A 12,802-nucleotide genomic window follows, 5' to 3' on the forward strand; every position below is an offset into this window, starting at 1 on the left:
GACCTTTCGACAATGTCGGTCCCGCCCGTTCCCGGAACTTCCTTCTTTCCCGTGAGCAGGGAAGAAATGGAGGCAAGAGGATGGGCGGGGCTTGATTTCCTTCTGATCAGCGGAGATGCTTACGTGGACCACCCGAGCTTCGGCCCGGCTGTCATCGCCAGGGTTCTCGAGAGCAGGGGATTCAGGGTGGGCATTCTCCCCCAGCCTGACTGGAGAAGCAGGGATTCCTTCCTCGCCATGGGCAGGCCCCGGCTTGCCGCCCTGGTAACCGCCGGAAACCTGGATTCCATGCTCAACAGGTTTACCGCTTCGAAAAAAAGCCGGAGCAGCGACAGCTATTCCCCGGGAGGGAAGGCCGGGCTGCGTCCCGACAGGGCCACCATTGTCTACGGCAGCCGGGTGCGGGAATGCTGGAAGGATCTCCCCCTGATCATCGGCGGAGTGGAAGCGAGCCTCCGACGGTTTGCCCATTACGATTACTGGTCCGATGAAGTCCGCCGCTCCATACTGGTGGACAGCGGGGCGGACCTCCTGGTCTATGGAATGGGCGAGAAGCAGATCGCTGAGATAGCCGCCCTGCTGGAACGGGGAGTACCTGTGGAAAAGATCCGCTCCGTCCGGGGAACCATGTACCGGACCGCCGCGCTTCCCGAAGATGGGAGGACGGTGGAGGTGCCTTCATGGGAGGATGTCTCCGCTGACAAAAGGAAATTCGCCGAGGCCTTCAGGCTCCAGTATCCTGAGCAGGATCCCTTCCACGGGAGAGCGGTCGCCCAGCGCTTCGGGACCGTCTGGACCATCCAGAACCCTCCTCCCCGTCCTCTGACAATGGATGAAATGGACGGGATTTACGGCTATCCCTATACCAGGACCTACCATCCCATGTACGAGAAGGACGGAGGCGTGCCCGCCATCGAGGAAGTCCGCTTCAGTCTCACCAGCCACAGGGGGTGTTTCGGGAGCTGTTCGTTCTGCGCCATCCACTACCACCAGGGAAGAATCATCCAGGCCAGAAGCCACGGTTCCCTGGTGGAAGAAGCCCGGCTCCTCACCACGCTGCCCGATTTCAAGGGGTATATTCATGACGTGGGAGGCCCCACGGCAAACTTCCGGATTCCTTCCTGCGACGACCAGCTTGTCCGGGGCACCTGCAGGGGTCGCCAGTGCCTGTTCCCCACTCCTTGCCCGAAACTCCGGGCGGATCACAGCGACTACCTTGAACTGCTCGGAAAGCTCAGGGCCCTCCCGGGAGTGAAGAAGGTCTTCATCAGGTCGGGAATCCGCTTTGACTACCTCATGGCGGACAAAAAAACGCCGTTCCTGGAAGAGCTCTGCGCCCATCACGTGAGCGGACAGCTCAAGGTGGCGCCGGAGCACGTGTCGCCGGGCGTCCTGTCCGTCATGGGAAAGCCCGGATGCGAAGTGTACGGGAAGTTCATGGAGGCGTACGCCGAGGTGAACAGGAAGCTGGGGAAGAAGCAGTATCTTGTCCCCTACTTCATTTCTTCCCACCCGGGAGCGGATCTGAAGGATGCTGTGCAACTCGCGGAGTTTCTGCGGGACATCAGGTTCCAGCCCGAACAGGTCCAGGATTTCATTCCCACGCCCGGAAGCCTGTCCACATGCATTTATTACACGGGAATCGACCCGTTTTCAGGGAAGAAGGTCCACGTACCGAAGGACAGAAATGAACGCAAAATGCAGCGGGCTCTCCTGCAGTACCGGGAGCCGAAAAACAGGGAGACCGTCATCAGTGCCCTGAAGGCTGCCGGGAGGCCGGACCTCGTCGGTGAAGGGCCCCGCTGCCTTGTTCGGGAGCAGCATAAAGAAACCCGCCGGGGAAGGGAATCCTCTCCGGCGGACAGCTCTGGAAAAAGGAAACGGGGGGGAAAGTCTACGGCTTCTCCCCGGCAGGGAGGCGGCCGGAAAGAGCCCTCGCGAGGGCCGGGCCGGTCTCCGTCAGAAGGACGGCGGCCAGGATAAGGGCGCAGCCCGCAGCCATCCTCGAGGTGAATATCTCTCCCATGAAATAGATTCCCGCAAAGGCGCCGAAGACCGACTCCAGGCTCAGTATTATCGCCGTGTGGGTTGAGGGTGTGAATTTCTGGGCCACGTTCTGTACGGCGAAGGCGAAAACGGTGCAGAAGAGCACTGTGAAGGCGATGCTCCACAGGCCGGACCCGCCGTTGAAGCCGGGCCATGTCTCGAAGGCCAGGGCGAAGGGAAGGCTGAGGAGCCCCACCATGAAGATCTGGATAATGGCCAGGATTACGGGGTCGGTCTTTGCGGCGAAGTGTTCAATTGCCAGTATGTGGCAGGCGAAGAAGACAGCGCAGACCAGCGTAAGGGTGTCTCCGGCGCCGACGGCAAGTCCCTCCTGAAGGGTGAGCATTGCCATGCCCGAAAGGCAGACGGCCGACGCGACGAAGGAGAGCAGACCGGGAAACCGCTTCCTGAAGACCCATGAGAGCAGTGGAACGATGACCACGTAGGTGGCTGTGAGAAAGGCCTGCTTTCCCGGCGTTGTGTAGTTGAGGCCGAGAGTCTGGGTGGAAAACCCGAGAAAGAGAAAGACCCCGATGAGCACTCCCGCCTTGATGTCCGCGGTGGATACTCCGGCGAGCCTCTTCCGGAACAGTGCAGCCATGAGGGCCGCCCCGGAACCGAAGCGGAGCACGAGCAGCCAGAAGGTCGGGTAGCTTTCGAGAGCATCCTTCATAGCCACGAAGCCGAGCCCCCAGAAGAGGGCGACGAGCATCAGGGAAAAATCCGCGAGAAACGTTTTCAAACCTGCAGAAAAAACCATGTTTTTCACTCCCGTTGGAAATAGCTCGGGAGAGTATACCACTTTCCGGGCCTGTTTATAAGGAAGTTTTTCAATTCGTTTACATTTTGTGAGGATATTAACTTTCATTTACAATGGATCGAACCGTAGTATAATGTATCCGATGTTTTTTCACTCTCCGGATTTCCGGAATTCCATTCGGAATGTTCAAAATTCAAGGCGGGAGGTGGAGTATGTGTTCATTTTCGTAGTCTCCTTTCTGATGTACCTTCTCCTTGTCTGGTCGGGAGGGGCCATACCCATGATCGAAGTGCTTATCGCACTGATCCTGGCGTCTGTCATCACTGTGGCCTTCCGTTCCTGGCACAAGGGAAGGAAAATCAGCATGAGGGGACTGGACCCAAAAAGGTGGTTCGGATTTTTCCACTACCTGTTCGGGCCCTTTGCGGTCGGGTTGGCCAAGGCCAACATCGACGTGGCGAAAAGGGTCATAACGGGGGATATCCGGCCCGGAATCGTCAAGGTGAACCCCGGCCTGACGACCGATGTCGCCAGGACCATGCTGGCGGATTCCATAACCCTTACCCCGGGAACACTCACCGTGGACGTTGACGAGGAGGGAGCTTTCTACATCCACTGGATCTATGTGGAGGATGAAAATCCCACCGAAGAGCAGCTCTACGGAACATTTGGCCATTGGGCGAGGAGGTTGGCGGAGTGACAAACCTGATCTTTATGTTCGCTGCGGCGTTCAGCGGCCTTCTGGCCGTAGCGGTGCTGGGGCGTCTCGTAGCCGGTCCCACCGTTGCCGACAGGGCAGTGGCCCTGGATACCATGAACACCCTGGTGGTCGGGCTGATGATGATCCTCGCGGCGGTCTACGATTCGGTAGTAATGGTTGACGTGGCCATAGTCTATGCCGGGCTTTCCTTTGTCGGGACCATGTTCATCGCCCGGTTCATCGAAGGGGAGGTGTGAGGGGATGTTTCTTATCGTTGGAATCCTCATCCTCATCGGCCTTGGCTTCAATGCGCTGGGAGCTTTTTCCCTCTACAGGTTCCCCGATGTCTACACGAGACTTCACGGCGCCACGAAGTGTACCACCTTCGGGACGCTTTTCACCATGTTCGCGGTGGTTGCGTACTCTCTCGGCAAGCTTGTCTCCACGGGGGAGGCCCGTTTCGGAGTCTTTATCATTCACGGCGCCGTGGCAGCCCTTGTCCTTCTTATTACCAATGCCACCGGTGCCCACGCTATAGCCCGCGCCGCCCACAGGAGCGGTATTTTCCCTGCCCTTGCAGTGGTTGACCGCCTGGAAGAAAAAGAAGAAGCGAAAGGAGGCTCGTCCAGATGAACAACATGCTGCACCTGCTGGTACTGACTCTCCTGGTGCTGTCCGCCTTCTTTGCCCTCTGGTTCAAGGACCTCATTTCATCGGTGATTGCCCTTGCTGTGTTCAGCGTTATGACCGCCCTGGAATTCTATATCCTCCAGGCTCCTGACGTAGCCATTGCCGAGGCCGCCATCGGAGCCGGCCTGAGCACCGCCATCTTCATCATCGCCATCAGGGCCTGCGGAAAGGTCAAGAAGAGCGACGGAGGTGACGGAAGATGAAGAAGATCATTTTCATCGTCTCGGCGATTATCCTCGGAGCCCTGGTGGTGGGAGCGGTGGACAACATACGCCCCTTCGGGGAGCCCGGCGCGGCGCCCATGGACGACCATTTCATCGCCAGGGCACTTACGGAAAGATCATCGGAAAACGTGGTGACCTCCATCGTTTTCGACTACAGGGGTTTTGACACCATAGGAGAAGCGGCGGTTCTCTTCACGGCCCTTTGCGCCATTACCGCCCTCTTCCGTGAAGGGAGGAAAAAGCAGTGAGGCCGCTTTCTGTCGTCGTCAGAACCGGCTGCGACCTTTTCGCCTGGTTCCTGATCGTCTTCGGCGCGAGCGTTATCATCCACGGTGACGTCACCCCCGGGGGAGGATTCCAGGGAGGAGCCGTGGCAGCCACCTTTATCACCCTGCTCCTTGTCGCCTACGGCGGAAAGAAGGTTTTTTCGTGGGTCAGGATGGGGATCTTCAACGGCATGCTCCTTTTCGGCCTCATGGCCTTTTTCCTTCTCGGCCTCATGGGGTTCCCCAATGCCTTCCTCTACAACTTCCTGGCCATTCCCCACGAAGTAGTCCAGGCTACCGGACACGGTGTGATTCCCCCGTCGGGCACCATCGCCCTCATGGACATTGCCGTCGGTATCGAGGTGGCGGGAGCTCTTTCCATTATCGTGCTTTCCATGTTCAGAGGCATCCGGCTTTTCCGTGAGGGGCCTATGGAGGAGGAATCAGGCCATGATCGGTAACGCACCGTTTTTCGTCGTCGGAGTTCTTTTCCTTATGGGACTCGTGGGCATTTTTATGTCGAAGAATCTCATCAAGATCGCCATCGCCGTGAGCATCCTCGGAAGCGCCGTCAACATCTTCCTGGTCGCTCTCGGGTATCGCGCGGGAGGGACGATCCCCGTCCATTTCCTGGCCGGAGAGGGTACCACCATGGTCCTCCCCACGCCCCAGGCAATGACCCTGACCGCCATCGTCATCGCCCTTGCGACCACGGCCCTTCTGCTGTCGCTAATCATGCTCGTCTGGCGCCATTACGGAACCCTTGACGTGGACGAGATCCGGAGGTTGAGAGGATGAACTGGAACGAACATCTTCCTGCGCTGCTTCTGATTATTCCTCTCTTCGGCGCCTTCCTCGCGCCGGTCTGCTCCATGGGAGGAAAACTGGCCCGGAACATCCTGCTTGTGGCAGCGACCTTCCTCACGCTGCTGGTAGCCTTCCTGCTCTGGAGGAGCGTCCTCGCCAGCGGGATTCAGTATTATGTCATGGGCGGCGAGAGCTTCAGGCTCGCCCTTCCGTCGGGAATGGCCCTTCCGGTGAGAATCATTCTCGAAGTTGACGCCTTCAGCGCTTTCATGGTTCTGTGCGGCGCCATCGCATCATTTGCAGGAGCACTCTTCTCGGTGAACTACATGAGCAGGTTCTCCGGTCTGAGCCGTTTCGCATCTCTTTACCTTCTGCTCACCACGGGCATGCTGGGAATGATGGTGACGGGCGACATGTTCAACTTCTTCATCTTCATCGAGATTTCGTCCATAGCCTCCTTCGGACTGATCGCCTTCTGGAGGGACAAGCCGTCGGCCATCGAGGCGAGTTTCAAGTACGCCCTGATCTCCCAGGTCGGGTCCATGATGATCCTCATCGCCGCCGGTTCCCTCTACGGGAAGTACAATGCCCTGAACATGGCGGCCCTGGGAAGCGTCCTGACCATGGGGACCATGGAAAAGCTCGCCCTTGTTTTCCTGGTGGGATCCCTTGCCATGAAGTGCGGCACCTTCCCCATGCATATGTGGCTTCCCGATGCCTATGCGGAAGCTCCCACGGGTGTGACATGCCTGCTGGTGGCGGTGAGCCAGGCATCGCTCTACGGCCTGATGAGAGTCTGCTTCTCCATCTACGGAGTGGCCATGGGCAGCACCTTCGTTCCCTGGATGATCATCATCTTCGGCCTCGCGTCCATGTTCTTCGGCGTCACCATGGCGGTGGTGCAGCATGAGATCAAGAGGCTGATAGGCTACCATTCCGTCTCCCAGGTCGGCTACATGCTCCTCGGCCTCGGAGTGGGCATGCTCGTCCTCGGCGACCCCCGCGGCATGGCAGACTTCGGCTTCACCGCCATCAAGGGCGGCGTGTTCCATATCTTCAACTACACCATGTACAAGGCCCTGCTGTTCCTCGCTGCAGGCGCGGTCTATTACGCCACCGGCAAGAGAGACCTCAACGATCTCGGTGGTCTTGCCAGAAAGATGCCCTATACGACCTTCATGTTCGTCATAGCCGCGGCGGCCATCTCCGGACTTCCCCCCTTCAACGGGTTCGTGTCCAAGCTGCTCATCTACGAGTCTTCCTTCGCCGTGCATCCTTCACTCGCAGTGGTGGCTCTCGTGACCTCCGTCCTTACCCTGGCATCCTTCGTCAAGGTCTTCCAGACGGCGTTCCTCGGTCCCGAGAAGAACAGCCTGCTCCACGTCCGGGAAGTTCCTCCCGCCATGCTCGCAGGAATGGCGGTTCTTACGGTCGCCGTTCTCGGTGCCACTCTGTTCCCCTCCTGGACTCTATCCAACCTTGTGGAGCCTGCGGCCAGGGCCCTTGTTGACCAGAGCGGATACATCGGCGCCATCATGGGAGGTGGAATGTGATGGGAAAGGTCTATACCGGATTCGGCTACTGGGACGTAGGGGCGTGGATTCTCTTCTTCGCCGTGGCGGCCTTCTACATTCTCTGGCTGCGCGCCCAGGGCAGGTCCGATTTTAAAAAAGGCACCGACCAGGATGAAATCTACTGGTCAGGAAACGAGGTCCCCGAGGACGGAGCGGAACTATCCGTTCCTGCTTCCTCCGCATACTGGGGCTTCAGGAAGGCCCTTGAGCCGTTTTACAAAGGGCTTCTCGGAATGCACACAGGCATAGCGACTGACATGGTTGGGTATTACGTCCTTTCCGTCGCGTTCATGGCCGTGTTCATTCTGCTGGTGTAGGAGGTCGGCCCATGTTGAAACTTGAAAAATACCTGGAAATCCTGCCGAAATCTCTGTGGGTGACCACCTGCAATTCCGGTTCGTGCAACGGGTGTGACATCGAAATTGTTGCCACCATCAGCCCGCGGTACGACATCGAACGGCTGGGCATGAAGCTGGTGGGAACGCCCCGCCACGCGGACGTGCTGATCGTCACGGGCCCCGTGACGAAGTTCATGAAGGAAAAGCTTCTCAGAATCTACAACCAGATGCCCGACCCGAAGGCGGTCGTGGTGGTGGGAAACTGCGGAGCCTCCGGCGACGTGTTCTACAAATCCTATAATCTCGAAGGTCCGGTGGACAGGATCATTCCGGTGGATGTTTTCGTCCACGGATGTCCCCCCCGGCCCGAAGCGATCATCGAAGGGGTAGCCAAGGCAGTGCTGAAGCTCGAACGCCTCAGGGGCGACCTTCAGAAAGCGGGTGAGGGTCAATAATGAGTTTCCCGATGAATTCCGTGGACAACGTCACGGTCGCAAAATCTCCGGCTGAAGTGGCGGACCGCATCCGTTCCGTCTTCGGCCAGGGAGCGGTGCTCGAAGTCCGTGAGAGGAAAGCCGGAAAGGACGATACCGTGGGCCATCACGACATCTGGGCGAAGGTTGAGAGAGACCGTTTCCTTGATTTCGTTGACACTCTGGCCGAGTTCGATTTCCCCCAGTTTCATATTATTTCCGGAAACGACGACGGGGGCGTGGTGACTCTGTACTATCACTTCACCCTCTTCCAGGTTGCCGGCAGACGGAACCGCATCGGCGTGGCCGTTGCCGTTCCGGTGGATAAAAAAGACCTCGTCATGCCGTCTCTTTTCTCCCGGATTCCCGGGGTGGAGTACAGCGAGCGGGAGACCCGCGAAATGTTCGGCGTGGATTTTGACGGCCTGCCGAACAAGGCTCTCGTCTTCCTTCCCGAGGAATGGGACGAGTCCATCAAGCCATGGCGCAGGGACGAGGCCGGGCCTTCCGCGAACGACGTGCGGGAGCTTTCCTAGGAGGGTAAGTCATGGAGAAAAAATATAAAGTTCCCATAGGTCCGGTGCATGTCGGCCTGAAAGAACCCATTACCGCCTGGCTGGACCTCGAGGGCGAAAAGATCGTGGGAGCCACGGTCCGCCCCGGAGCCATCCACAGGGGAATCGAATTCATGGCCAGGGACCGGAATCCGATCCAGGTTATCTATCTTTCGGAGCGCATCTGCGGCATCTGCTCCTTCAGCCACGTCATCGCGTTCCTGCGGGCCGTGGAGGACGCAGCCTCCGTCCCGGTGCCGCCGAGGGCCCAGTACATCCGCTCCCTTGTTCTTGAGCTCGAGCGGCTTCACTCCCATATGCTATGGGCCGGCGTCGCGTGCTATACCATCGGGTTCGATTCCGCCTTCCACCTGGGTATGGCACTGCGGGAAAAGGTCATGGACGTTCTCGAAGTCCTGTCCGGAAACCGAGTGAACTACGGTGTGGCCACGGTAGGCGGGGTCAGGTGGGATGTCACCCCCGAGCTTGCGAAGACGGTAAAGCAGATGGTGAAGTACTACAAGCAGGAATTCGCTCCTTTCTACGACGTGGTTACAGCCGACCCCATCGCCAAGGCCAGGCTGCGGGACGTGGGCGTCCTTACCTACGAAGAGGCTATCCGATACAGCGCCGTGGGGCCCACGGCAAGGGCGAGCGGAGTGAGGTGCGACCTCAGGGAGAGTTCTCCCTACGAAGCATACGGAGACATAGGCGTCCGGGCAGTGGTCCCTCAGGACTACTACGGAAAGGCCTACGGCGACGTGTTTGACCGCTTCCTTGTCCGGGTCCACGAGGTGTACCAGTCCCTCGACATCATCGACAAGATCATGGCCGGTCTTCCAGAAGGGGACATCATGTGGGAGAAGAACCTGAACAAGGTCCTCGCCTTCCTCAAGAAAGCCGAGGGCACAGGCTGGGCATCCATCGAGGCACCCCGGGGAGACGACACTCACGTGGTTCACCTCAAGGGCGGAGACGAGAACGTGACCTGGTGGAAGGTCCGTGCCCCTACATACGCCAACGCCGTTTCCTGGCCCCTCATGTTCCGGAACAACGAGCTTGCGGACGCACCGCTCATCATCAACAGCATCGACCCCTGCATCTCATGCATGGAGCGCATGCTGGCCACGGACAGCTCGACGGGAGCCCGGAAAGTGGTCACCCGGGCCGAACTGCTGGAGAAGTGCAGAGAGAAAACAAGGAGGCTGATGCAGAATGGTGGTCGTTAGCCTTATTATGCGCCTTATTGCGGGCGCGGCGCTTATGCTCCTCGTGGCTGCCCTTGCCTTCCTCTTCGAGGGAGTGGACCGGGTGGTTCATGCAAGGATGCAGCGGAGGATCGGCCCCCCCGTCTTCCAGCCCTTTCTGGATCTGGTAAAGCTGCTGGGCAAGGAAAACATCGTTCCCCGGCGGGCGGTGGCGTGGGCCTTCAACGGCGCCCCCTGGGTAGCCGCTGCCACCATGCTGCTCGTGTTCCTCTATATACCCATCGGTTCTCTCCCTCCCATCCTGGGCGGTGAAGGGGACATGATCCTCATCATCTACCTCCTTGGCCTCTCCGGCGTCGCCATGGCCGTGGGCGGCTTCGCCAGCGGCAACCCCATCGCCAACGTGGGCGCACAGCGGGAAATGATCCTGATGATGAGCTACGAGCTTCCCCTGGCGGTAGTGGTCAGCACCCTGGCCTACGTCGCCTACAAGACCGGCATGCCGGGCGAGCCCTTCAGCCTGGAGACTTTCTCCGGAATGTCAGTGTGGGGCGTTGTCGGCAAAGTGGGTTTCCTGGGCATTCTCTGCCTCTTCCTCGCCCTTGTCCTTGTGGTCCCCGGCGAGACCGGCAAGGGGCCCATGGACATCCCCGAGGCGAAAACGGAAATACTGGAAGGACTCATCATCGAGTATTCCGGCACAAACCTCGCCATGTTCAAGATAACCTTCGCCCTGAGAGCAACGGCCATGGCCGCCATCATCACGGCCATTTTCTTCCCGTGGTCTCTCGGCTCCTTCCTCGGCTTCGGGAGCATTTTCCTCTATGCCCTGGATTTCCTCTGGTTCTGGGTGAAGGTCTTCGTGGTGCAGATCATATTCGTCACCTTCATGCGGACCGCCTTCGGCCGGTTTAAGATCTGGCAGGCGTCCGAATTTTACCTGATCAAGGTTGCGGGTCTTTCCATCGCCGGAATGATCCTTGCATCTGTCGGTCTGGTGATCTAGAAAGGGGGAGGAAAGAATGCTGAACCGGATGGCAATGCTTCTGCTCCGGCAGGTCGCTGAAAAAACGGTAACCAACCCCTTCCCCGTGCAGGCTATGCCCGATTCGCTTTCGGACGCTCTTCAGGCCGCCCAGGACGGGGAGATTGAACTCAACCCGCCCGTGGAAACGACGGAAAGGTTCCGCGGAAGGCTGAACTACGACAAGTCTGCCTGCATCGGCTGTAAGCTCTGCATCAAGGTCTGCCCCGCGAACGCGACGGTCTTTCTTCCCGAAGAGAAGAAGATCCAGATCCATAATGACCGCTGCTGTTTCTGCGCCCAGTGTACCGAGATCTGCCCGGTGAAGTGCCTCACCATGTCGTCCGAATACCTTATCTCCTCCTACGACAGGAAGGCCCAGATCACCACCGACACCGGCAAACCCCAGCCCGGGGAGGGCCCGCAGAAAAAAACGGTCTACCGGGTTATGTCCGACAAATGCATAGGATGCACGAAATGTGCCAGGAACTGCCCCGTGGGCTGCATTTCCGGAAAGGTCAAAGAACCCCACGTCATTGACGAATCGGCCTGCATCGGCTGTGGAAAATGCGCCGAAGTCTGCCCGAAGGATGCCGTGGAGGCTGTGGAGATCGACGTTCCGGCGGACGGAAAGTAAAACGCCTGCCGGGACGGAAGCTAAAAGCGGACGGACCGGGTAGATTTCCGGTCCGTCCGCTTTTTGTCTGTTCGGGAGTTTCTCTAGCCTTCCGATCCGACGAAGCCGAAATGGGCAAGGCGTCTCCGGCTTTCATCCCGCCCGAGGTGTTCCGCCACCTCGAAGACTCCGGGGCTGACCTTCATGCCGGTGAGGGCCATCCTCAGGGGCATGGCGATGTCCTTCATTTTGACGGAATGGTTTTCGCTCCACGTGCGGGTGAATTCTTCCAGCGGGTGGGCTTTCCATTCGGGAAGTGCGAGGAGTTCCCCGTAGAATTTCCGGAGGATCCCCCTTCCCGCGTCGTCCACGTCCGAACCGTCGTACCTGGCCTTTACAGCGTCAAAGGTGACAAAATAATCCGAGTACCCCGCAGCCTCCTTCGCCGTCTGTCCCCTTCCGCAGAGGACCACGAGTGACTGGGCGAGGTATTCCCGTGAATGATCGTCCACGGGAAGCCCCATTTCCCTCCAGAAGGGTTCCACGAGCTCGAGCCTCGTGTAGGGATCGAGGCGCTTCAGGTGCTCCTGGTTGATGAAGTTGAGTTTTTCCATGTCGAACACGGCGGCCCGCTTCGTCACCCTTGAAAGCTCGAAAAGGGCCACGGCTTCGTCCCGGCTGAAAATCTCGTTGTTCTCTCCGGCGGACCAGCCGAGCAGGGCGAGGAAATTGAAGACCGAGTCCGGCATGTAGCCCATGTCACGGAACTCGTAGACGCTGGTAGCCCCATGGCGCTTGGAGAGTTTTTTCTTGTCCTTCCCGAGGATCATGGGAAGATGCCCGAAAGCGGGGTAGTCCCATCCGAGAGCGTCATAGATGAGGAGTTGCTTGGGCGTGTTGGAAATATGGTCCTCGCCCCGGATGACGTGGGTGATTCCCATGCAGTGGTCGTCGATGACGACGGCGTAGTTGTAGGTCGGCATGCCGTCGCTCTTTATGAGCACCGTATCCTTCAGGGTTTCGCTCATGACCTCGATATGGCCGTAGACCACGTCGTCGAAGGCAAGTTTCACGCCTTCGGGGTTTTTGAAGATGACGGCATCTCCTTCCCTGTAGGCTTTTCCTTCGGCAACGAGCTGGTCTGCATACTTGTGGTACAGGGGAAGCCGCTCGGACTGCCTGTAGGGGCCGTAATCGCCCCCCGCGTCGGGGCCTTCGTCCCAGTCGAGGCCGAGCCAGCGCATGCCCGACATGATGGTTTCCTCATATTCCTTGGTGGACCGCTCCCGGTCGGTGTCCTCGATCCTGAGAATGAACCTTCCGCCCATGTGGCGGGCCCAGAGCCAGTTGAACAGGGCGGTGTGCCCTCCGCCGATGTGGAGCGCTCCCGTAGGGCTCGGAGCGAATCTTACCCTTACCGTATCCGTCATTTTCGTTCCTCCCTGACGTTGGATAGTGCAGAACTCTTTTGTGCATGAATCCCGACAATGGGTTATTATAACCCAGTCAGGCCGAAAAGGAC

The 12,802-nt window shown here is 58.7% G+C and carries 17 protein-coding genes; 15 read left to right on the forward strand and 2 right to left on the reverse strand.

Annotated elements, in window-relative coordinates; genetic code table 11:
* Positions 1 to 12 precede the first annotated feature (12 nt).
* Positions 13 to 1,983, forward strand: a complete 1,971-nt coding sequence (locus C8D99_RS11415; protein ID WP_133958510.1) for a YgiQ family radical SAM protein — start codon at positions 13 to 15, stop codon at positions 1,981 to 1,983.
* Here the strand turns inward: C8D99_RS11415 and C8D99_RS11420 are convergent.
* Entirely contained in the window at positions 1,895 to 2,806 is a 912-nt protein-coding gene (locus C8D99_RS11420) for a DMT family transporter (protein WP_133958397.1), read from the reverse strand. The two genes, C8D99_RS11415 and C8D99_RS11420, sit on opposite strands and share 89 nt — an antisense overlap.
* A 214-nt stretch (positions 2,807 to 3,020) precedes the next feature.
* On the opposite strand from C8D99_RS11420, the gene C8D99_RS11425 reads away from it, so the two are divergent.
* The 14 genes from C8D99_RS11425 to C8D99_RS11490 are packed head-to-tail and all read left to right on the forward strand — an operon-like array spanning position 3,021 to position 11,301.
* Positions 3,021 to 3,506 carry a Na+/H+ antiporter subunit E gene (locus C8D99_RS11425; protein ID WP_133958399.1) on the forward strand — a complete coding sequence of 162 codons (486 nt, stop codon included), beginning with the start codon at positions 3,021 to 3,023 and terminating at the stop codon, positions 3,504 to 3,506.
* A gap of 14 nt (positions 3,507 to 3,520) precedes the next feature.
* Positions 3,521 to 3,763: a monovalent cation/H+ antiporter complex subunit F gene (locus C8D99_RS11430; protein ID WP_133958512.1), complete on the forward strand. Its 243-nt coding sequence runs from the start codon at positions 3,521 to 3,523 to the stop codon at positions 3,761 to 3,763.
* Positions 3,764 to 3,767: 4 nt separating this feature from the next.
* Positions 3,768 to 4,139 (forward strand): monovalent cation/H(+) antiporter subunit G, encoded by a 372-nt coding sequence (gene mnhG / locus C8D99_RS11435; RefSeq protein ID WP_133958401.1) that lies wholly within the window; start codon positions 3,768 to 3,770, stop codon positions 4,137 to 4,139.
* Positions 4,136 to 4,399, forward strand: coding sequence for a Na(+)/H(+) antiporter subunit B (locus C8D99_RS11440; RefSeq protein WP_133958403.1), 264 nt, complete (start codon positions 4,136 to 4,138; stop codon positions 4,397 to 4,399). Before mnhG ends, C8D99_RS11440 begins: the two co-directional genes overlap by 4 nt.
* A complete protein-coding gene (gene mbhE, locus C8D99_RS11445) occupies positions 4,396 to 4,668 on the forward strand; it encodes a hydrogen gas-evolving membrane-bound hydrogenase subunit E (RefSeq protein WP_133958405.1) in 273 nt (90 codons plus the stop codon). The genes C8D99_RS11440 and mbhE overlap by 4 nt, the downstream gene beginning before the upstream one ends.
* Positions 4,665 to 5,147: an MnhB domain-containing protein gene (locus tag C8D99_RS11450; protein WP_133958407.1), complete on the forward strand. Its 483-nt coding sequence runs from the start codon at positions 4,665 to 4,667 to the stop codon at positions 5,145 to 5,147. The genes mbhE and C8D99_RS11450 overlap by 4 nt, the downstream gene beginning before the upstream one ends.
* Complete coding sequence (locus tag C8D99_RS11455) at positions 5,137 to 5,484, forward strand: sodium:proton antiporter (protein ID WP_133958409.1); 348 nt, start codon at positions 5,137 to 5,139, stop codon at positions 5,482 to 5,484. The genes C8D99_RS11450 and C8D99_RS11455 overlap by 11 nt, the downstream gene beginning before the upstream one ends.
* Positions 5,481 to 7,046, forward strand: a complete 1,566-nt coding sequence (locus tag C8D99_RS11460; RefSeq protein ID WP_133958411.1) for a proton-conducting transporter transmembrane domain-containing protein — start codon at positions 5,481 to 5,483, stop codon at positions 7,044 to 7,046. Before C8D99_RS11455 ends, C8D99_RS11460 begins: the two co-directional genes overlap by 4 nt.
* Entirely contained in the window at positions 7,046 to 7,384 is a 339-nt protein-coding gene (gene mbhI, locus C8D99_RS11465; RefSeq protein WP_133958413.1) for a membrane-bound hydrogenase complex subunit MbhI, read from the forward strand. Before C8D99_RS11460 ends, mbhI begins: the two co-directional genes overlap by 1 nt.
* A gap of 14 nt (positions 7,385 to 7,398) precedes the next feature.
* Complete coding sequence (locus C8D99_RS11470) at positions 7,399 to 7,860, forward strand: NADH-quinone oxidoreductase subunit B family protein (RefSeq protein ID WP_420808816.1); 462 nt, start codon at positions 7,399 to 7,401, stop codon at positions 7,858 to 7,860.
* On the forward strand, positions 7,860 to 8,414 hold the full coding sequence (locus tag C8D99_RS11475; RefSeq protein WP_243833911.1) for an NADH-quinone oxidoreductase subunit C: 555 nt from the start codon (positions 7,860 to 7,862) through the stop codon (positions 8,412 to 8,414). Before C8D99_RS11470 ends, C8D99_RS11475 begins: the two co-directional genes overlap by 1 nt.
* Positions 8,415 to 8,425: 11 nt before the next feature.
* Complete coding sequence (locus tag C8D99_RS11480; protein WP_133958417.1) at positions 8,426 to 9,661, forward strand: hydrogenase large subunit; 1,236 nt, start codon at positions 8,426 to 8,428, stop codon at positions 9,659 to 9,661.
* A complete protein-coding gene (locus tag C8D99_RS11485; protein ID WP_166670158.1) occupies positions 9,648 to 10,646 on the forward strand; it encodes a respiratory chain complex I subunit 1 family protein in 999 nt (332 codons plus the stop codon). Before C8D99_RS11480 ends, C8D99_RS11485 begins: the two co-directional genes overlap by 14 nt.
* Before the next feature lie 16 nt (positions 10,647 to 10,662).
* Positions 10,663 to 11,301, forward strand: a complete 639-nt coding sequence (locus C8D99_RS11490; protein ID WP_133958419.1) for a 4Fe-4S binding protein — start codon at positions 10,663 to 10,665, stop codon at positions 11,299 to 11,301.
* Between the two features lie 83 nt (positions 11,302 to 11,384).
* Here C8D99_RS11490 and gltX read toward each other — a convergent pair whose 3' ends face one another.
* Positions 11,385 to 12,710: a glutamate--tRNA ligase gene (gltX, locus tag C8D99_RS11495; protein WP_133958421.1), complete on the reverse strand. Its 1,326-nt coding sequence runs from the start codon at positions 12,708 to 12,710 to the stop codon at positions 11,385 to 11,387.
* Positions 12,711 to 12,802: the final 92 nt, after the last annotated feature.

Source organism: Aminivibrio pyruvatiphilus (assembly GCF_004366815.1).
Lineage (GTDB): Bacteria > Synergistota > Synergistia > Synergistales > Aminobacteriaceae > Aminivibrio > Aminivibrio pyruvatiphilus.